The sequence below is a fragment of the Pedobacter sp. AW31-3R genome (assembly GCF_052180285.1).
Classification (GTDB): Bacteria; Bacteroidota; Bacteroidia; order Sphingobacteriales; family Sphingobacteriaceae; genus Pedobacter.
This window is the reverse complement of sequence record NZ_CP197475.1, coordinates 5959642-5979875: the sequence shown is the minus strand read 5'-3', so window position 1 is coordinate 5979875 and position 20234 is coordinate 5959642. Positions and strand designations below refer to the sequence as shown.

17 protein-coding genes are annotated in these 20234 nt (G+C 37.4%); 16 read left to right on the top strand and 1 reads right to left on the bottom strand.

What is annotated here, in order from left to right:
• Position 1: 1 nt before the first annotated feature.
• The 15 genes from ACSBL2_RS24380 to ACSBL2_RS24310 all read left to right on the top strand — a co-directional run bounded on the left by ACSBL2_RS24380 (position 2) and on the right by ACSBL2_RS24310 (position 18110).
• Complete coding sequence (locus tag ACSBL2_RS24380; RefSeq protein ID WP_442589158.1) at positions 2-1078, top strand: Wzz/FepE/Etk N-terminal domain-containing protein; 1077 nt, start codon at positions 2-4, stop codon at positions 1076-1078.
• 2 nt (positions 1079-1080) lie between these two features.
• Positions 1081-2544, top strand: coding sequence for a flippase (locus tag ACSBL2_RS24375; RefSeq protein ID WP_442589157.1), 1464 nt, complete (start codon positions 1081-1083; stop codon positions 2542-2544).
• Positions 2534-3352 (top strand): DUF5672 family protein, encoded by an 819-nt coding sequence (locus ACSBL2_RS24370; protein ID WP_442589156.1) that lies wholly within the window; start codon positions 2534-2536, stop codon positions 3350-3352. The genes ACSBL2_RS24375 and ACSBL2_RS24370 overlap by 11 nt, the downstream gene beginning before the upstream one ends.
• Positions 3342-4337 (top strand): glycosyltransferase, encoded by a 996-nt coding sequence (locus ACSBL2_RS24365; RefSeq protein WP_442589155.1) that lies wholly within the window; start codon positions 3342-3344, stop codon positions 4335-4337. The genes ACSBL2_RS24370 and ACSBL2_RS24365 overlap by 11 nt, the downstream gene beginning before the upstream one ends.
• On the top strand, positions 4283-5281 hold the full coding sequence (locus ACSBL2_RS24360) for a glycosyltransferase family 2 protein (protein ID WP_442589154.1): 999 nt from the start codon (positions 4283-4285) through the stop codon (positions 5279-5281). The genes ACSBL2_RS24365 and ACSBL2_RS24360 overlap by 55 nt, the downstream gene beginning before the upstream one ends.
• A 173-nt stretch (positions 5282-5454) precedes the next feature.
• Entirely contained in the window at positions 5455-6579 is a 1125-nt protein-coding gene (locus tag ACSBL2_RS24355) for an O-antigen polymerase (protein WP_442589153.1), read from the top strand.
• Positions 6576-7532: a glycosyltransferase gene (locus tag ACSBL2_RS24350; protein ID WP_442589152.1), complete on the top strand. Its 957-nt coding sequence runs from the start codon at positions 6576-6578 to the stop codon at positions 7530-7532. Before ACSBL2_RS24355 ends, ACSBL2_RS24350 begins: the two co-directional genes overlap by 4 nt.
• Positions 7525-8589, top strand: coding sequence for a glycosyltransferase family 4 protein (locus ACSBL2_RS24345; RefSeq protein ID WP_442589151.1), 1065 nt, complete (start codon positions 7525-7527; stop codon positions 8587-8589). Before ACSBL2_RS24350 ends, ACSBL2_RS24345 begins: the two co-directional genes overlap by 8 nt.
• Complete coding sequence (locus ACSBL2_RS24340; protein WP_442589150.1) at positions 8579-9376, top strand: glycosyltransferase family 2 protein; 798 nt, start codon at positions 8579-8581, stop codon at positions 9374-9376. The genes ACSBL2_RS24345 and ACSBL2_RS24340 overlap by 11 nt, the downstream gene beginning before the upstream one ends.
• Complete coding sequence (locus tag ACSBL2_RS24335; RefSeq protein ID WP_442589149.1) at positions 9366-10259, top strand: NAD-dependent epimerase/dehydratase family protein; 894 nt, start codon at positions 9366-9368, stop codon at positions 10257-10259. The genes ACSBL2_RS24340 and ACSBL2_RS24335 overlap by 11 nt, the downstream gene beginning before the upstream one ends.
• Before the next feature lie 47 nt (positions 10260-10306).
• Positions 10307-11233, top strand: coding sequence for a UDP-GlcNAc--UDP-phosphate GlcNAc-1-phosphate transferase (locus ACSBL2_RS24330; protein WP_442589148.1), 927 nt, complete (start codon positions 10307-10309; stop codon positions 11231-11233).
• A gap of 23 nt (positions 11234-11256) precedes the next feature.
• Positions 11257-13194, top strand: a complete 1938-nt coding sequence (locus ACSBL2_RS24325; RefSeq protein ID WP_442589147.1) for a polysaccharide biosynthesis protein — start codon at positions 11257-11259, stop codon at positions 13192-13194.
• A 21-nt stretch (positions 13195-13215) separates the two neighbouring features.
• The gene (locus ACSBL2_RS24320) at positions 13216-14832 is read left to right on the top strand and encodes a gliding motility protein RemB (protein WP_442589146.1); all 1617 of its coding nucleotides are present in this window, start codon (positions 13216-13218) and stop codon (positions 14830-14832) included.
• A gap of 11 nt (positions 14833-14843) precedes the next feature.
• Positions 14844-16535: a capsule assembly Wzi family protein gene (locus ACSBL2_RS24315; protein WP_442589145.1), complete on the top strand. Its 1692-nt coding sequence runs from the start codon at positions 14844-14846 to the stop codon at positions 16533-16535.
• 666 nt (positions 16536-17201) lie between these two features.
• Positions 17202-18110 (top strand): sugar phosphate nucleotidyltransferase, encoded by a 909-nt coding sequence (locus ACSBL2_RS24310; RefSeq protein ID WP_442589144.1) that lies wholly within the window; start codon positions 17202-17204, stop codon positions 18108-18110.
• Positions 18111-18217: 107 nt separating this feature from the next.
• On the opposite strand, the gene ACSBL2_RS24305 is transcribed toward ACSBL2_RS24310, so the two are convergent.
• Positions 18218-18799: a methyltransferase domain-containing protein gene (locus ACSBL2_RS24305; RefSeq protein WP_442589143.1), complete on the bottom strand. Its 582-nt coding sequence runs from the start codon at positions 18797-18799 to the stop codon at positions 18218-18220.
• A 96-nt stretch (positions 18800-18895) separates the two neighbouring features.
• Between ACSBL2_RS24305 and ACSBL2_RS24300 the strand changes: the two genes are divergently transcribed.
• Positions 18896-20119: a PAS domain S-box protein gene (locus ACSBL2_RS24300; protein WP_442589142.1), complete on the top strand. Its 1224-nt coding sequence runs from the start codon at positions 18896-18898 to the stop codon at positions 20117-20119.
• Positions 20120-20234 lie beyond the last annotated feature (115 nt).

Genomic DNA, 20234 nt, shown 5'->3' with positions numbered 1-20234 from the left:
CATGGAAGATAAATCAACTGTTAGTAGTGATAAGGAAATCACTTTTAAGGAACTGATACTGAACTTGCGTGAGTTGTATATTTACTTGGGTGCAAGATGGATGATGATTTTGGCTTTTGTCATAATTGGAGCTGGTATCGGTTTTACTTATGCATGGTTTAAAAAACCTAGTTATGTGGCAGCAACAACCTTTGTTACTGAAGAAGGGGATAAGGGAGGTGCATTAGGACAATATGCGGGACTTGCCTCTATGATTGGCCTTGATATTGATGGCGGTGGCGGCGGTGTTTTCCAAGGGGATAATATCCTCGAATTATATAAGTCCAGAATGATGATTAAGAAAACATTGCTGAGCAATTCCCTGATTGACGGAAAGCAAGAGCTGTTAATTAACAGGTACATTTTTTTTAATCGATTAAAAGAGGAGGAATGGAAAGACAATGAGCAGTTACAGCAGATTGTATTTCCGCATGGAAAATATGAAGGTTTCACCCGGATTCAGGATAGCCTGCTTTCTGCATTCTCTGATGAAATAAGTAAAAATGACCTGATGGTCAATAAACCAGATAAAAAATTAAATATTATAGAGGTCAAAGTGAGTTCTGCCGATGAACAATTTGCTAAAGAGTTTAACAATGCGCTCGTTAAAAACGTAAACAATTTTTATCTGGAAACGAAGACTAAAAAATCGGCTGGGAATTTGGCCGTTTTGCAGCATCAAACAGATTCTGTTCGTAGAATGCTGAATAATGCGCTTACAGGTGTTGCGGTAAATGCCGTTAACCCTAATGTGAATCCTGCATTACGAAATACGCTAGGTGTTCCCTCACAAAAGAAACAAGTGGATGTACAGGCCAATACCGCAATATTGACAGAGCTGGTGAAAAATCTGGAACTTTCGAAAGTAACACTCAGAAAAGAAACCCCACTGATCCAGATTATAGACGAGCCTGTTTATCCTTTGCCATTTAAAGGAAAGGGAAAAGCGTTCGCGACCGTGCTGGGTGCATTTTTAGGAGGTCTTGTTATCGTGATTGTGCTTAGTATCCGCAGGTCAGTGGACGCAATTTTAGCTTAGGCATGTCGCTGATCAGAAGGAATATCATCTTTAATATTTTTCTGTCGGTATCCCAGATTCTTTTTCCACTGGTCACCTTTCCTTATGCCTCAAGGATATTAGGTCCCGAAGCGATAGGAGCCGTTAGTTTCGCAGATAATTTTACTACTTATTTTTTAATATTCGCCGCCCTGGGTATTCCATTATACGGGGTAAGAGAAATAGCGAAAGTAAAGCACGATAAGGAGAAATTAGGAATTGTGTTTTCTGAATTGCTGATTATACACTTTTTTACGTCCTTAATTGCTGTATTGACCTTGTTTATTATCGCTTTCTTTACTGATAAACTCAAAGATAATTTCACGCTGTACCAGATTGGTATGGCTGTACTGATGACCAGCGTTTTTATGGCGGAATGGTTTTTTCAGGGAATGGAAAAATTTAGGTTTATTGCCATTCGAAGTGTTTGCATACGTCTTTTTACAATTTGTTTATTATTTCTGTTGGTGCATGATGTGGGGGACAGGGATATCTATTATGCGCTAAACCTGATTGCAATTGTGATTGGCGCCGCTATAAATATGTTTGCAATTGTTAAGCTGATTAAAATTTCCTATAGGAATACTTCATTCAAAAGACATTTCAGACCACTACTTATCATCTTTTCAAATAGCATCGTGACAAGTGTATACCTGATCTTCGATACGGTTATTCTTGGATTTTTAACTGATGATATACATGTAGGTTATTATTCTGCGGCAATGCGGATCAGTAAGGTTTCGATTGCGGTTATAAGTGCCCTCGGTACAGTATTGTTACCCAGGCTCACCCTGGCTTTTCAGAAGACTGATCTGACAGAGGCGGGAGCTATGGTTGCACGGTCGCTTGATTTTGTGATTATATTGAGTATCCCCATTGCTATGGGGATGTTATGCCTTTCACAGGAAATCATTCTCTTGTTTGCGGGAGACAAATATACAGCTGCTGTTGATGCCTTATACATCCTGAGTTTTATCGTGGTGATAATAGGTATTGCACAGGTATATAGTACGCAGATTTTACTGCCTTTACATATGGAAAAGAAAATTTTGTATGCTTCGGTTATGGGTATGCTGGTTAGTTTGCTTCTCAACTTTTCATTGATCCCTGTTTTTAAGCATGTGGGGGCCGCAATTAGCTCTTTAACTACGGAAGCCATGGTGACAGTTATTTTGTTTTATTATGCTTATAAAGCAATCCGCTTAACATTTCCCATAAAGCAGTTTTTACAAAGTATATTTACTGCGCTGTTTTTCTTTATGTTCAGGTATGGGATTTTGCAGTTTAGCAGCGTACCATTGATCGTGATTTCAGGAACGGTAGTGGTTTCCATATTGTTTTATTTCGTGATGCAGTTATTTGTATGGCGAAGTCCCATTTTATCCGATATTTTATCGCGTTTTACTGCTCTTGATTTTTTAAAAAAGTATACTGGTCATGAACAATAAGGTGTGTAAAGTAGTTATTCCTGTGTATAAAGAGGATCAGTCTTTTTTTGAACAGCTATCTATGGATCAGTGTTTCCGTGTTTTGCGGGATCATGATATTTGTTTTGTCGTTCCTGAACGACTAGAGGATTTTATTGTGCGTAACAAGTATATATTGTCTGGGGAGGCTTCCTATACTACATTTGACAATTCTTTTTTTTCTGGTATTCCAGCATATAACAGATTAATGAAATCCTCTGTTTTTTATCAGGCGTTTCTTGATTATGATTTTATATTGCTTTACCAGCTTGATGCATTTGTTTTTAAGGATGAGCTGAAATATTGGTGTGCCCTGAATCTGGATAATATCGGAGCCCCTCTTTTTGAAGGACATGAACTGGCTGTTACCAATAGCCCAATTGTGGGACAGGGGAACGGCGGTTTTTGTTTAAGAAAGGTAAAATCCTGTTATGAAATTACAAGAACCTGGAGAAGACTTCATTATAAAAGAAAGTTTGCTGACCAACATCCTTCGCTCATCAAACGCATATACCGATACATCAAACATGATCTGATTTTTAACTATTCCCGCTATCCTTTTCAACCTATTATGAATGAAGACCTTTTTTGGGCAGAAGTGGTTCCGGTTGTTTTTCCTGATTTTGTAAATGCGGATCCATTGACAGCAATTGGCTTTAGTTTTGAAGTGAATCCACAGGTGTTGTTTGAGATGAATAATGAAAGATTGCCTTTCGGCTGTCATGCATGGCGGAGGTATAATCCTGATTTTTGGGAAAAATATATAGAGGATGGTGGATATGGAAGATAAGAAGAAAACTGAACTCCGTCTGCTCCAAACTGGAGACAATGATTATTTCTTGGATTGTGTGGATGAATTTTATTCCGCCATAGAATTCGCGAACAATGGTTTTAAGGTAAGGAGGGTGATGAATACTTATGGACAACTGAAGTCATATCTGGTTCGTTTGCTTACCATGCTTCCGTTTATACCCAGTTTGAAACCGATGCAGGTTGCCCGAGATGGCAATATTAATTTTGCGGCGATGATCAGTGGTGACTTCAGGTTAATGATTCCATCAGCTTTCCTGTCGCCAAATAATTATATTTATATGTATGATGCATGGCCGCGATTTCATCACTGGATTTTTCCGTTGCTCGACTTTTTTAATGTGAGGTGGGTATTCTTTTCTTCTAAACAGGTTCATGAGGATTATATAAGAAAGTTTCCAAAGAATCGATGTAAATCAATGTGGCTTCCTGAAGCGCTGACCATTGCAGAATACCAGTGGAAAGAACATCATCAGAGAACAATCGACGTTCTTGAGTTTGGAAGGAACTATGCTGCATACCATGATCTGATTGTTGAGCCCCTGAAAAGTTATAGCAAAAACCATGTATACAAGACACCGGATAGGAAGGTTTTGTTTCCTGGAAAGGCATCATTCACAGCAGCCTTGTCAGATTCCAGGATTGTGATCTGTATCCCATCTGATATTTCTCATCCCGAACGGGCGGAGTATATCTCAACGATGACCTTAAGGTACTTGCAGGCTATGGCTTCGAAATGTCTGATTGTTGGATTTTTACCTTCAGATATGGAGGAAATATTTGGATATGTTCCTATTGTACAGATAGACATGAGTAATGCTGCTAAGCAGATCCTTGCAGTACTGGATCATTATAATGATTACCTTCCTTTAATAGAAAGAAATTACGAGCGGGTAAAAAGCGAACATCAATGGCTGAACAGATGGAAGATCATCAAAGAAGTAATGGAGGAAAGCAGGATATGACAGATCCTTTGGTTTCTATCATTATTCCCTCCTTTAACTATGGACATTTGCTTGTGGAGACACTGATGAGCGTCGTTAATCAGACCTATACGCATTGGGAATGTTTGGTCATTGATGATGGCTCTACAGATGATACAGAAAGTATCATGCAGGATTTCTTAAATATACATCCGGATTTGCCTGTAACGTATATAAAGCTGCCTAATGGCGGAACTTCTGCAGCTAAAAATGCGGGAATAAAAAAGGCTAAGGGGGAGTTTGTACAATTCTTGGATGCTGATGATTTGTTGTCCACCCATAAGTTAGCGGTTCAGGTAGAAATTTTACAAAAGACAGGTGGTGCTTTAGTGTTTTCCCGCTCATTATTTTTTACACAGACAGACCATCAGGTGAAGAAATTTAATAAATATCCTGAAGGTTATTTATCAGAGGAAGCACTTTCAGGATTTCCTTTACTTAAAAAATTGGTGACCAATAATATGTTTACTATTGGCAGCCCTTTAGTGAAAACGGAACTATTACATCTTAGCGGTGGCTTTATAAATACTCTTCGGTATAATGAGGACTGGCTGTTGTGGTTTACTGTTGCGTTACTTCATCCTTCCTTTTATTTTGATCATCATCCGGATTCCCATGTCATGGTTCGTATACATGGAAAAAGTGCAATGAACAAACATCAGCAAATGTTTTTAGGAGAGATAAAAGTGAGGGAGGAAATGGATGTGCTGTTACAGGATCAGTGGACAGGTAGCGAAGCTATAGTTCTTCGTAAGCTAAATAAAGACCTTCTGGCGCTGCACCATGTGCGTTCAGTAGAAATCAGAAAAGGAATGTGGTGGATTATCAGTAATTTTATCAGGTTGCCACACCGCAATTACAAACTGTTGTTAAATGGAGGGTTTAAACTTGGTGTAAGGTATTTTAAAAAATGGACCGGTCGATGAAAAATAAGCAGGTTGTTACCATTATAATGGGAATATTATTCATCCTGTTTGATGTGTTCCTTTGTTTACGGTATTTATCATGGGAAATACCAATGGACCAGGTGATTCCTTACCTTACCTTTGTTATACTTGCGGAGTGCCTTTTTTGTTGGTCATATTTTCATTTTGAGCATATGATTAATCCTTTTGCTGTATATAGTATCTTCTTGTATACGGCAGGGTATTCATTTTTAAATTTTGCAGATAAACAGATCACTTATTCCTCATTGTTTATTGCATTTCTATCTGTATCTGTCTTTTTTTTTATACTTGGAGGGTGGTTGTCGCAGCGGACAACTAAATTTTCCCTGGAAAACTTCTTCCCATCAATAACGCCGAGATTTTCCTTTGGTTTACTACTGGGGTTGTTTATTGCTGGTGTAGTCGTATTTGTTATGGAGATCAGGCAGTTGGGGTATTTGCCTTTGCTAAATCTCAATAGTATGTCAGTCTATGATGATTTGAATGAGAATGCAGTTTCCGCACTGCATAACTTAGTTGTATTGAATGCTGTTTTGCCTGCGATGTTCTATATTCTCTACAAAAAGCAATGTATTCCATCGTATATTTTTCTGATCCTTGCATTTCTTAGCTGTTTTATCCTCATTAATTTTTTCAGCAGGCAGATGCTGATCTTATTATTTTTTTCCTTACTGCTTGCTGTTAATTACTTTAATAAGGTGCCGCTCTTGAAGTTATTGCTGATCGGTATAGTTACTGTAGTTGTCTTTATTGGCCTGGGAGAGCTGAGGAGCAGCTCGACTGAGGATTCGAGTGCTGCAGCTATTAATGATGTTATTAAGGGATATACAGGGATTAAAAAGCCAACGAATCTTCTGGAAACTTATCTCTCGTTATACGGGGCTGTAAATTTTAGTACTGCTGATCAGTTAATTAACCTGAGTAGTAAAGATGGTTATGTTGGTTGGGGGCGTTATACGTTAAGGCCAGTGATTACGCCACTGCCTATTGATAAATCAATAGTTTACCCGCTTCAATATAGTTCCTATAACTTGCTGGGAACTTATCTTGTCGATCCTTTTATGGATTTCAGATGGCCTGGAGTAATTGTCCTGAATTTTTTATATGGGTTTTTATCGATGAATTCTTTTAAAAATTACTTAAGTAGGAAATCTCCATACTATATAGTGGAATGGGCTTTGTTTATGTTTTGTTTATTTATGTGTTCATTTACAAATTTCTTCCATATGTTTTTTGTGGTGTTTTTCTTTATTGTAAACCGTATTGCATTCAAATGAAGGTAACTATAATGATGGCCACTTTTCAGGGCGAACATTTTATCAGACAGCAATTGGATAGCATCATTTCTCAGACGTTTACTGATTGGGAATTACTGATAAGAGATGATTTATCTACAGATACGACTGTTGATATTTTGAAAATATATGCTGCGAGAGATCGCAGAATTATTTTGATGGGAACTGAAGGTGAACATGGTTCTGCGGCTATAAATTTCAGCGCTTTATTTGATCTGGCCTGTATGCGTAAACAATCTTACCTGATGTTTGCGGATCAGGATGATATATGGCATCCTGATAAAATTAGTTCCTCTGTAGCATTTATTCAGGAAAAAGAGTTTAATGAAGGTAAAGGGTTTCCTGTAATGATTTATTCAGCATTTCAATATATTGATGTAAATGGCCGGAAAATTGATCAGGAATTGAACATTCCTGAGAAACTCGATTTCAAGGTTCTTTTAAATGAAAACCATGCTTATGGTTGTACTATGATTTTAAACAGAGCCCTGGTGGATAAGGTGGTGCATATCCCTCATTCAGTTGAAAACCATGATTACTGGGTTTCACTTGTTGCATGTGCTTTTGGGAAGGCCATATTCAATCCGGAGAAATTAATCGATTACAGGCAACATAATAATAATGTTAGTGGAAACGTGGAGAAAAGAAATTTATCGTCAAGGTTACACAGGTATGTAGAAAATAAAGATTTTATGTTTCCTGTCCTTAGTAAGAATTTCAAGATGATAGGGCTTTTTTACAATACCTATCTAAGTTCCCTCAAAGAAAAGGACAGTACCCTGGTTTCTGGGTATCTATATGCTTTTAGAAAGGGGACTCTTTCACTAATTTTTTTCATGATAAGGAATGGAATGCATAAGGTAGGTTTCATGCAAACGCTTGCGCATTATTATGTATTGATACAGTTGAGGAATAAGATTGTGGAGCATGGGTAGGGTAGCATTCAATACTTCAATGCTGACAGATAAACCATCTGGCGTAGGTATTTATACGCAACATTTAATGAAGGTCTTGAAAATACATCTGAGACCAGCAGATTATAGCATCTACAGAATAAAAGAGTTGAGGGGGGGAGTGATAGCTGTTTACCGTTTATTGTGGAATATATTTGCTTTGCCCTGGAGGACTAGGAAAGATGATCTTGTTTTTTCCTTTTCTACCCATGGTAGTCCTTTTATAAAGAGACAAATTATCACTGTACATGATTTGATCAGTTTAAACTTTCCTGAACAGCATAAGGTGCAGTATTTATATTTCAAATATATAGTTCCATGGATCATAAAATCATGTGTTAAAGTGGTGGCCATCTCTGAATTTACAAAGGCTGAATTGATCAGATATTATAAGATTCCTGCAGATAAGGTTGTGGTGATCAGGAATGGGGCGAATTATAGGGGTATGGTATATAATGAGGATGCAGATCAGCAGGTGTTCCATCTGACGAAAGGCAAACCATACTTCCTTTGTGTTGGCGCAGCCTATAGCCACAAAAATATACACCGATTGCTGGAGGCCATTCAATTACTAGACAAAAGCCATTTATTTGTTATTGTTGGTAAGGAAAATGCCTATTTTGACACCGTAAGGAATGAGGTTCAGACCAGGCAACTCCATAACGTAGTGTTGTTGGATTATGTCGATGATTCTTTCTTGCAGGCCTTATATAAAAAAGCAGTGTGCAATATCTATGTCAGTTTGTATGAAGGTTTTGGTTTTCCTCCCTTGGAAGCTGCGGCACTTAATACCGTTTCGCTAGTGTCAGCAATTCCTGCACTTATTGAAATTTATGGGGAAACAGTGATGTATACTGATCCTTATGATACAGTTGATATGGCTGCAAAAATAAATCTCCTGATCGAGGACAGGATAAATACTGAGGTTTATAAAAGACAGTTCAACAAGCTACTGCTGACCTATACCTGGGAAAGGGCAGCAACGGAAACTATGGAGTTAATAAATAACAATTTTGTCGGAAAGCAGGATGCGAAATAATAGGATACAGGTCTCTGCCTGCATTGTACTTTATAAAAATGATATCGATTTATTAGAAAGGGCGATCTCAAGTTTTTTGGATACAGATTTAAAAGTTAAACTTTATCTGATTGACAATTCGCCGACAAGTTTGCTTTCATTTCTGGCAGATCAGTCTGCTGATGTTGAATATTTTCACAATCCCTCCAATCCTGGTTTTGGTGCCGGCCATAATTTGGCTATAGAGAAAATACTGGAGGTTTCTTCCTATCATCTGGTGTTAAACCCGGATATTTATTTTAGTAGAGGTACATTAGAGAAGCTTTATGAGTTCATGGAGCTTCATCAGGACATTGGTCAGGTGATGCCCAAGGTCTTATATCCCGACGGTACGATGCAATATTTATGTAAGAAAAATCCTACGCCATTTGACCTATTTGCAAGAAGATTTATGCCGAAATTTATACATCCTATTTTTAAAAAAAGAATGGATGAATATGAATATAAAGATAAGGATTACGATCAGATGATGTATGATATTCCATACTTATCCGGGTGTTTCATGTTTTTCAGGACATCGGCACTGAAGGCTGCAGGTTTTTTTGATGAAAGAATTTTCATGTATATTGAAGATGCAGATATCACCAGAAGAATGCTGGCCATTGCAAGGACAGCCTATTTTCCTGAAGCAATTGTGTATCATCATTTTGCTAAGGGATCTCACAAGAATTGGCGGCTCACCATGTATTCTGTTCATGGTGCATGGGTATATTTTAATAAATGGGGGTGGACAGGTGATGGTAAATAATACAATTCTGTTGACGGGTGCATCTGGCTTTCTGGGAAGAGCTGTTCAGCGCAATTTATTTAAACATACAATGATTACTACGGGGAGATCCCATGCTGATATTTCTATCGATCTGGTAAAAGGAAATACTTGCATGCCTGCTGCAGACATCGTAGTTCATGCTGCTGGGAAGGCACATACCGTTCCACATACAGCACAGGAAAAGCAGGCTTTTTTTGATGTGAATGTTCAGGGAACCATTAATTTATTAATGGGATTAAAAAATAGCCTACCAAAATCTTTTGTGTTTATAAGTACTGTAGCTGTTTATGGTATGGAAAATGGCTTGATGATTAATGAAGAACATCCGCTTACAGCATTGGATCCTTATGGATTAAGTAAGGTTCAGGCAGAAAAAATCGTCCAGGAATGGTGTCAGGAAAATGGTGTAATATGTACCATTCTACGTTTACCTTTATTGATAGGGCCGAATCCGCCGGGTAATTTGAAAGCCATGATAGAAGGAATTAAACATGGTTATTATATGACTATTGCAGGTGGAAAGGCAAGAAGAAGTATGGTACTGGCTGACGATGTGGCAAAGATAATTCCAATGGCTGCCATAACTGGAGGGATATATAATTTAACTGATGGATACCATCCTTCTTTTACAGAGCTATCCTCTGCAATAGCAGTTGCCCTAAATAAAAAAACTCCTTTAAGTATCCCCGCATGGTTAGCGGGAATTCTGGCAGTTAGTGGAAATATATTCGGAAGTAGTGCGCCTGTGAATTCAAGAAAACTGAAAAAGATGACAAATGATCTGACTTTTGACGATTCCAAGGCCGTGCAGTTGTTAGGATGGCTTCCTCATCATGTCATAAATAACCTTAAATTATATTAATCAGAATGACGTTTACGCTATCTTTAATAACCATTGCGATACTTTATATGGCTGAACTACTTTATTTTAAAGTTGCAGACCATTATAAGATTACTGATCTTCCCAATGTACGTGGTTCTCATCAACATATGACAATAAGGGGTGGTGGTATTATCTTTCCCCTTGCCATATTTCTTTACGCAGTTTATTTTGAAAGTACCTATGTTTTCTTCCTTGCAGGTCTTTTTTTAATTAGTATGGTCAGTTTTATAGACGATATCAAACAAGTGAATAATAAAGTCCGTTTGGTGATACACCTGATTTCTGTTGCTTTTTTATTCTACCAGCTTGATTTATTTATGATGGAATGGTATTTAATTGCCATGGCTTTTTTCTTCACCATTGGTACAATAAATGCCGTTAACTTTATGGATGGTATTAATGGAATTACTGGGGGCTATAGTCTGGTCACACTCCTGACTCTATTTTACATTAATTATTATCACATCAAATTTATTGATACTAATTTGCTTTTTCTTTCGGTTTTTTCAGTAATTGTTTTTATTTTCTTTAACTTTAGGAAAAGGGCGAAATGTTTTGCCGGTGATGTGGGCAGTGTTGCTGTTGGTTTTACGCTGGTTTATCTGATTATATCATTAATGATGAAGAGCGGGGATTTAAAGTATATATTACTCCTGTTAATCTACGGATTAGACGTCGTGTCGACTATATTTTTTAGGATAATTAGGCGCGAACGTATTTTGGAGCCCCACAGAACTCATTTTTATCAATTTTTGGCGAATGAATATGGCCTTGCCCAGCTGTCCGTTGCATTTATATATGTTTTTGTACAAATAATAGTTAATGTAATATTGGTAAATATTGATTTTAATTCAAACATCCTGTTATCAATATTAATTTTCTTTTCAGGCATAGTATTTGTTAATGTCAGAATAATGCTTGAAGGAAGAAGCAGGCTTTTGGGTAGTATTTAAATTATGATTTAGAATTTTATATTTTGTTTGTCGATTTTAAAATTGTTCCAAGGTGGATTATCTTCTTACTGGATATTGTTATCTCAGTACTTGCTATGGCAACAAGTTACCTATTCATTAATAATTTTAGTTTAACTTTCACAGAACCAACGGAGATTTTCAGAGGTATATTAATGATCACAGTGATCAATTCCGCTGTGTTTGCATATATTAAATGTTATTCTGGTATTATCCGATATACAAGTGCCCAGGATACCTTCCGTGTATTGAATGCCATTGTTTTGAGTATCGTATGCGCTGTCATTTTTAACTTGATAGCGGCAGCTATTTATAATAAGGGATTAATTCCTCTATCAGTTCTTCTGCTTTCATCATTACTGAGTTTTTTCTGTTTGGTGAGCTACAGAATCATGGTCAAGTATTTTTTTCTTTATATCCGAAATCTCAATCTGGATAAGATAAGAGTTATTATTTACGGTGCAGGGGAGGCTGGAGTTGCTGCTAAACGTACTTTTGATAATGATCCTAGGGTAAACAAAAATATTATTGCTTTTGTTGATGACGATGACAGGAAAGTAGGCAATACCATAGATGGAGTTACTATTTTACATGCGAGCAATTTGCAGAGACTGATTAAGTCACATCTTGTTGATGAGGTGATTTTTGCTTCCTACACGATTCCAATGGATAGGAAAAATGATATTGTGTCATCCTGTCTTGAAGAGGATATCCTGGTGATGAATATCCCTCCCTTAGATGTATGGCATCGAGGTAAGATGCAATATACGCAGATACAGAATATGAAGATTGAAGACCTGTTGAACAGAAAGACAATCGAAATAGATGTGGATAGTATTCAGGACGAACTGTATCAAAAAAGAATTTTAATCACAGGAGCCGCTGGTTCTATTGGAAGTGAAATTGTCAGACAGCTGCTGAAGTTTGAAACCGGACTCATTATTTTAAATGACCATTCAGAAACGGCACTTCATAATTTATATCTCGAACTTAGTGACTCCCACAATATTAAAAATTTCCATGCATTTATTGGTGATGTAAGGGATAAGAAGCGTATGGAATGCCTTTTTGAAACTTACAAACCTCATTATGTTTATCATGCTGCAGCCTATAAGCATGTACCATTAATGGAAGATAATCCTTCTGAAGCGATTAAGGTAAATGTTTTTGGTACAAAAAATATCGCTGATCTCTCTGTTAAATATGGAGTGCGGAAATTTGTAATGATCTCTACTGATAAAGCGGTGAATCCGACGAATGTTATGGGAGCCTCTAAACGGATCGCTGAAATATATGTACAGTCACTGAACAAATCCCTGCACGCTGATAATTTCATATTTAGTAATGGGTTGAGCTACATTAATGAACTGGATATTAGACCTGTTACATGCTTCATCACTACGCGTTTCGGCAATGTGCTTGGTTCCAATGGATCTGTTATTCCACGGTTTAAACAGCAGATTGAAAATGGTGGGCCAGTGACCGTGACACATCCGGAAATTACTAGATATTTTATGACTATTCCTGAAGCATGCCGACTGGTTCTGGAAGCGGGTTGCATGGGAAAAGGTGGAGAAATATTTATTTTTGATATGGGTAAGTCGGTTAAGATAGTTGAACTGGCGAAAAAGATGATTAGGCTGGCTGGATTAGTGCCCAATCATGATATTAAAATTCAGTATACAGGCCTAAGACCCGGAGAGAAGTTGTTTGAAGAATTGTTAAATGACAATGAAAATACGATGCCAACACATCATGATAAGATTATGATTGGAAAGGTAAGAGAATACATCTTCAATGAAATCGCTTCCCATATCAGTAGCCTGATTCAATGTGCCCAACTGAATGATGACCGGCAGGTGGTCATTAAAATGAAACTGCTGGTGGAGGAATATAAAAGTAAAAACTCTATTTTTGAAGAACTTGACCATTCTAATAATTAAGTCGGTTCAAATGATAAACGCATGAAGAAAACCTTACTACTGTCTATTCTTTTGCTACTTGTAAGTTCTACATATGCACAAAGTCCTACTCCAAACCAGAATCTGCCCTATTCATTTCAATATTATCAGAAATTTAATAAATCTGCTTATGACCCAGAGACTAAGTTTCATAGTTCTATTAAGGGTTATTATAGTGATGACACGCTGTTAGTTGGCCGTTATCGGGAATTGATGAATTTGGGGATAGACTCTACTGTACACAGGAGTTGGGCACGAAGAAAACTGACCCAGGAACATTTGCTGCAGTTTACTGGAGATGACTATACCGTTTATGCGGATTTTCTACCTGACCTCCAGATTGGTCGGGATTTTAAAGATAGTAAAAGTACCTGGCTGAATACTAGGGGCTTTCAATTTGGTGGAAATGTAGGTAAGCAATTTTCTTTTTATACCAGTGGTTATGAAAATCAGGGAGTATTTTCTAACTACTATACCACTTATATTGAGAAAAATGGAATTGTTCCTGCACAAGCAGGAGGAGATAAGTTATTACAGAAAACAAAAGACTATTCTTATGTGACAGCTTTGATCTCCTATACGCCCAACAAACATCTTAACCTGGCTTTAGGGTATGATAAAAACTTTATCGGGGATGGTTACCGTTCTGTTCTTTTAAGTGATAATACCGCTCCTTATTCTTTTTTAAGGGTGAGGGCTACACTTGGAAGTGTTCAATATCAAACTATTTTTGCATATATGCTTGATCCGGGAGCAGAAAAGTTAACAACCGACAGAAGACTTGGAGACCGGGGAAAATGGATGGCCATGCATTATTTGGACTGGAATGCAACAAATCGTTTTTCAATAGGTTTCTTCCAGGCCGTTACCTGGGCTGATGCAGAAGTTGAAGGAAAACGTGGTTTTGATTTTAACTATGTACATCCATTTATTTTTCTTCGATCTGTTGAAGGAGCAAATAGCGTATCTCCCGATAAAATGCGTATTGGTTTTAATCTTAAATATGAATTGCTTAAAAAAACTGCACTTTATGGGCAGTTTATGTTTGACGAATTTACAGCAAAGGAGGTATTTGCCGGAAATGGCTATTGGGCTAATAAATGGGCATTACAAATTGGATTCAAAGGGTCAGATCTTTTCAATGTAAATAGCTTGAATTACCTTGCCGAATTTAATACGGCTAGGCCTTATACTTATTCACATTTTAATCGGCTGTCAAATTACTCATCTATGAATCAGCCGTTAGCTCACCCGCTGGGTGCAAATTTCAGAGAGGTGTTGGGGCATTTGAATTATACCTTCAAAAGATTTGATTTTAGTACTGAGCTGATGTATGCCAGATATGGAATAGATCCGGAGGGCATGAATTATGGGGGTGATATTTTTAAAAATTATGAAACAAGGGTTGCTGAGTATGGAAATAAAATAGGGCAGGGTATAGGTACTGATCTTTATTATGGAGAACTAAAGGCATCCTATGTAGTTAATCCAAAATATAACTTAAGAATAGAATTGGGGGGCATCTACAGGAATGAAAGTAATACCCTAGGTCATACGAATACTGGAATGATTACAATTGGTTTGCGAAGTACTTTCAGGAATCTTTACACAGACTTTTAAGCGGAAAAAATATGAAAAAAAAAATTGTACTCTTAGGCATCTTCCTTTCGGTAAGCTGCTATCATTTAATTGCTCAAACTGTACCTGTCGGCTTACTTGAAAATGTAGAAGATGCTTATCGAAGGCAACAGTTGCTGGGAAGGGATACTTCAAACAGTTCTTACATGATCAGGCCAATGGTGATGTCTGAACAGAAAAATTTCTCCTTCACTGGAGATTCTGCATTTACGGTAAACAGCCTGAGAAAGCTACTTTATCAGAACACAAAGTTAAAGATGGAAGTTTATGCTTTACCTTTAGTATGGCAAAATCAGGTCAACACTCACCACCCGTATGGAATGAATGATGGTTCAATGGTGCAGGCCAAAGGATATGAAACTCAGATTTCTGCAGGACTATTTGCGAAAGTAGGGCCCTTAACTATTCAATTCAGACCGGAATATGTGTATGCAGAAAATAAAGAGTTTCAGAAACTAAGTGACGTGCCGAATGGGGTTTATTGGACAACTTCAATGTCGAAATATTACAATACTATCGATCTTCCTGATCGTTTTGGTGATGACCCATATAGCAAACTGAGTCTTGGCCAAAGTAGCATACGTTTAAATGTAGGTCCGGTATCTGCTGGGTTTTCCAATGAGAATCTTTGGTGGGGACCTGGAGTTCGAAGTTCTTTATTAATGAGTAACAATGCTTCTGGATTCAGACATTTAACATTAAATACTGTTAAACCCGTAAAAACATATATTGGATCATTTGAGGCACAAATTATTGGCGGGAGGCTGGATCAATCTGGTGTAGCACAGCCAAAAGGTAATGAAATGATTCAGCGGCCTGCTGATTGGCGGTATATCAATGGGATGATCGTTACGTATCAACCAAAATGGGTACCTGGATTATTCCTGGGATTTGACCGTACATTTATTGTTAACCGGAGGAATATGGGAAGAAGTTTTGGTGATTATATGCCTATTTTTAGTTCTGTGGAAAAAGCTTCCTTTGTAAATGATGATGGAACAAATGCAAGTGACCAGGCTGCAACAGATCAATACATTGCATTTTTTACAAGATATGTATTACCTGAAAGTAAGGCCGAGATCTATTTTGAATTCGGACGTAATGACCATAGCTATGACCTTAGGGATGGTATTGTAGAACCGGAACATACCCGTGCATATATTGTTGGTTTTAGAAAGTTGATTCCTTTAAGAGCTAATGATGAGTTTATTCAGGTTGGAGTAGAACTCACCCAATTGGAAAAGAGCACTACACGTAATACCCGTGCAAGCGAGACCTGGTATACCCATTATCAGGTTAAAGATGGCTATACGAATAGAGGGCAGGTACTTGGTGCTGGGATAGGTCCGGGTAGTAATTTGCAATCACTGGATGTAAATTGGGTAAAAGGATTAAGAAAAATTGGGCTGCAGTTTGAGAGACAAGTAGTGAATAATGATTTGTTCTATAATTTTGCTTATGCTTCTGCTGATAAGTCACAATATATTAACAGGCATTGGGTAGATCTTTCAGTTGCAGGTAAGTTCGCCTGGACTTACAAGAAAGTTGTAATGAATGCACAACTTACCTATATCAGGTCATTAAATTACCAATATCAATGGGCAACAGGAACAGAATACTGGGACTGGGATAAGAAAGACGTAAATAATATAAGTGCCAAAATTGGCTTAATGTACGTCTGGTAAAATATGTAAGAAGAGATAAGCCCGGCTAATTACCAGACTTATCTCTTCTTACATATGATTTCTTTCCACAAGTATTGCATTCATATCTTTTAACATCTTTCCATACGAATACGTACTTAATTAAAAAACTTCTTTTTACCCTGGTATCCAATTGTCCTTTTTCACAATGCGGACATTTATTATACGTTTGAACCTGACTGAGCCAAGCTACATCATTTTTGTTCGTGGTCGAATTTAAAACCATAATTTTTTGAAGGTGTGTTTAATAAAAAATATCTTTTGGTTCTATAATGCCTGGGGAGAATACCTGTAAATAGATAAGCATCTTCTTGTAAGTATCTGGAGCGTTATTTTTTTGTAATAGTATTAATTTATTTTCAGGATTCAAATAGCTGAGTGAATATTTAATTCATTATTGATGAGTTGTTTATGCGCATGTGTTTGGGACTGTGTTGCTGATAAAAAAAATAATGTTTTATTTAAACTATTGTATTGTTTAATTCATATTTGGATTCATAGGTTTTGAGGATTTCGGTATATATGTCCCGAAAAGGGAAGATTTAATTCTATATATATACTCTATAAAAACGTTTTTTCACATTATTATACAGTATTTGGAAAAAATGGAGTAACTTTTGCTAATTTTATAATAAATCTTTAAAATTTATGGCAACAACCAAACCTTCCCTGGTTATCCTGGCTGCCGGCATGGCAAGCCGTTACGGAGGGAACAAACAAACTGAGTCTTTCGGCCCTTCTGGAGAGACTATTATGGAATATTCTATTTACGATGCAATCAAAGCGGGTTTTGGTAAGGTGATTTTTATCATTCGTGAAGAATTCTCTGACTCTTTCAAAGCAGTTATTGAACCTAAACTGGCTGGAAAAATTGAAACAGACTACGTTTATCAATCGCTGGAAAGTTTCAGTGGTGGGCGTGCTATTCCTGAGGGGCGTACAAAGCCATTCGGTACCATGCATGCTTTATTGTGCTGTAAAGATGTGCTGGACACACCTTTTGCAGTAATTAATGCAGATGATTTCTATGGCTTTGATGCCTTTAAACAATCATTTGATTACCTGACAGCGGGTATTGAAGATGGAAAATATGCTTGTATAGGTTATGAACTGAAAAATACATTAAGTGATAATGGTTCTGTAACCAGAGGTGAGATTAATGTGGATGCAGCGCAGAATATTATAAGTATTACAGAGCGTAAAGAAATTTATAAGAAAGATGGAAAAGCCTTTACCAAGGAAGCCGATGCGGATATTGAATTGCCATTGGATACCAAGGTAAGTATGAATTTTTTCTGTTTTACACCTGCTTTCGTCAACTGGTCGGAAGAAGAGTATTACAAATTCAGAGATGAAAATACTACTGAACTGAAAGCTGAATTTCTTATTCCGGAAGTCGCAGATACACTGATTAATTCTGGTAATGGTGTGGTGAAAATGATCCCTACTGAAGCCAAATGGTTTGGTGTCACTTTCAAAGAAGATGCACCGGTAGTAAAAGCTGCGCTTCAGAAATTAATCGATGATGAAGTTTATCCTTCCAATTTGTGGGTATAACCTAATATCATATGACTATTTAGCTTATAGAACCCTCTGTTAAGAGGGTTTTTTATTTTTATAAGGGGTTATATAGAGCAAGCCTGGATCCTGAACGAAGGAATGCTTTAAGATTTGATCCAGAATTTAAGGTCCTGACCCGTAATGTGCTGTACTCTCTTATAGGCTGTCGGAATCTGGTGGTGCTGCCAGTGATAAGTAGCCAATCGTGTGCCTGGAGGCTTTTCTTCGAGCATTCGGTACAGATGATCCAGGTAACTGTCGTAAAGTTGAGCAGAAGCCTCAATGAGATTGTCTATTGGCTTATAGTGAAAGATATTCTCACTGAATGAATTATAAAAATAAAAATGGTCATATAGAGCTGTATCCAGTTCTGTGAAATTTGTGTGAATGAAGGTTGTATTGGTGATGTCTGTAGCATTTTGGGCAAAAATTGCCTCGTCGATTAAGGTTTTCCGTTGCTCTACCCCATGGAAATTATGGTCAGGAAAATAGTGTGCAGCAATAAGACAAAATTTTCCGACACCGCTTCCGATATCAAGGATATGATTCCCTGGACCTTCTGTGAGAAACTGAGCGGCTTTTAATGCAATTTTAAGAGGGGTCCAGTGAATAGAAGATAGCTGTTGTGCCCTGAGTGTGTACAGGCTGTCAAAAGCAGCATCACTTGAAAATAGGTTGTTTGGCATCTGGGATTTAGTTATACTTTCCATAGGAAAAGTAAATCTAAAAAAATGGATTAACTTTTGCTCTTTTTCCTAAGTGGTTTAACCGTGTAATAATAAATGTTTCATATTAAAGGTTGGTGGTTTAGATATCAGTTTGCTATAGAGCGTGCTGTTCTGAAGAAGGATGATTTTCCTCTTGATAACCGTATATTTTGGAGGAAGCGACTCTTATCTGCTTTCATCAGTTATGGTTTCGCTGCCAGCGTAATTGCTTTTCTATCTTCTATAACCTACGGCTTCTTTGCTGGTAATAGTTTTATTCAATGGTTTAATGTTGGATTTGCATGCGTATTTCTACTTATAGTTTTCAATAAAAAGATGATGATCCATAGAAGGAAGCTGATTGCTTTGTTTTTATTATATGTACTCGCCATAGTATACATGGCTGCCTTAGGCTCAGAAGGACCAGGCGTATTGTATCTGCTGATGATTACAGTTTTTTCTGCCATTATATTGCCACGTAATATGGCCTATTGGCTGGTCGCATTGAATGCATTGATCTGCAGTGCCTTCGGAGTAGTTATTGGATTTGGTTTTTTTGATAGCCCACTCAAGGATACCTACGATTTACCTTTATGGATTTCTTATTCAGGAAATCTTGTTTTTGTATCGCTGATTAGTGTCATGCTGATCAATAAGGTGCTGAAAGGTTTGGAGGTCACCATCGTAAATGAGGCCAATTTAGTTTCGAAGCTGGATGCATCGGAGAAGTATTACCGTAATACTTTTGAGGCTAATCCTGTACCGATGTATGTATTTGACCTGGAAACAGGAAAGTTTCTCCAGGTGAATAATGCTGCATGTGCAAAATATGGTTACAGCAGGGAAGAGTTTATGGAAATGAATATTATGCAAATCAGACCGGAAAATGAGGCGGGCAAACTGATGGATCTGCACAGTATGATCAAATCAAGAGATTATTCGGGGTTGCTGATTCATATGGATAAACAAAAACACGCTTTTCCTGTGGAAATTGAGACAAATGTCATCCATTATCAGGATAGAGAGGCCCGTTTGGTGCTTGCAACTGATGTATCGGAAAGAATTAATTATATTCATAAAATTGAACAGCAGAACCATGACCTGATGGAAATCGCCTGGATTCAAAGCCATATGGTACGTGCACCACTGGCAAATATCATGAGCCTCACTGAGTTTCTGATCAATTATCCAGATGAAGATACGAGTGAGACGCTTCGGTTTCTCAAGGATTCTTCTCATAAACTAAATGGAGCCATCAAATCAATCGTGGGGCAGGCCGAAAGTTCCCGTATTTCCTGACCGTTGTTCCCCATAGCTTGGATTTATAAGAATATTTGAACTGAATTTTAATTGTGTACATCGTGTATGTACAGAAAAAAGTCTATCTTAGGTTGTACTAATATTGTCTTAATTA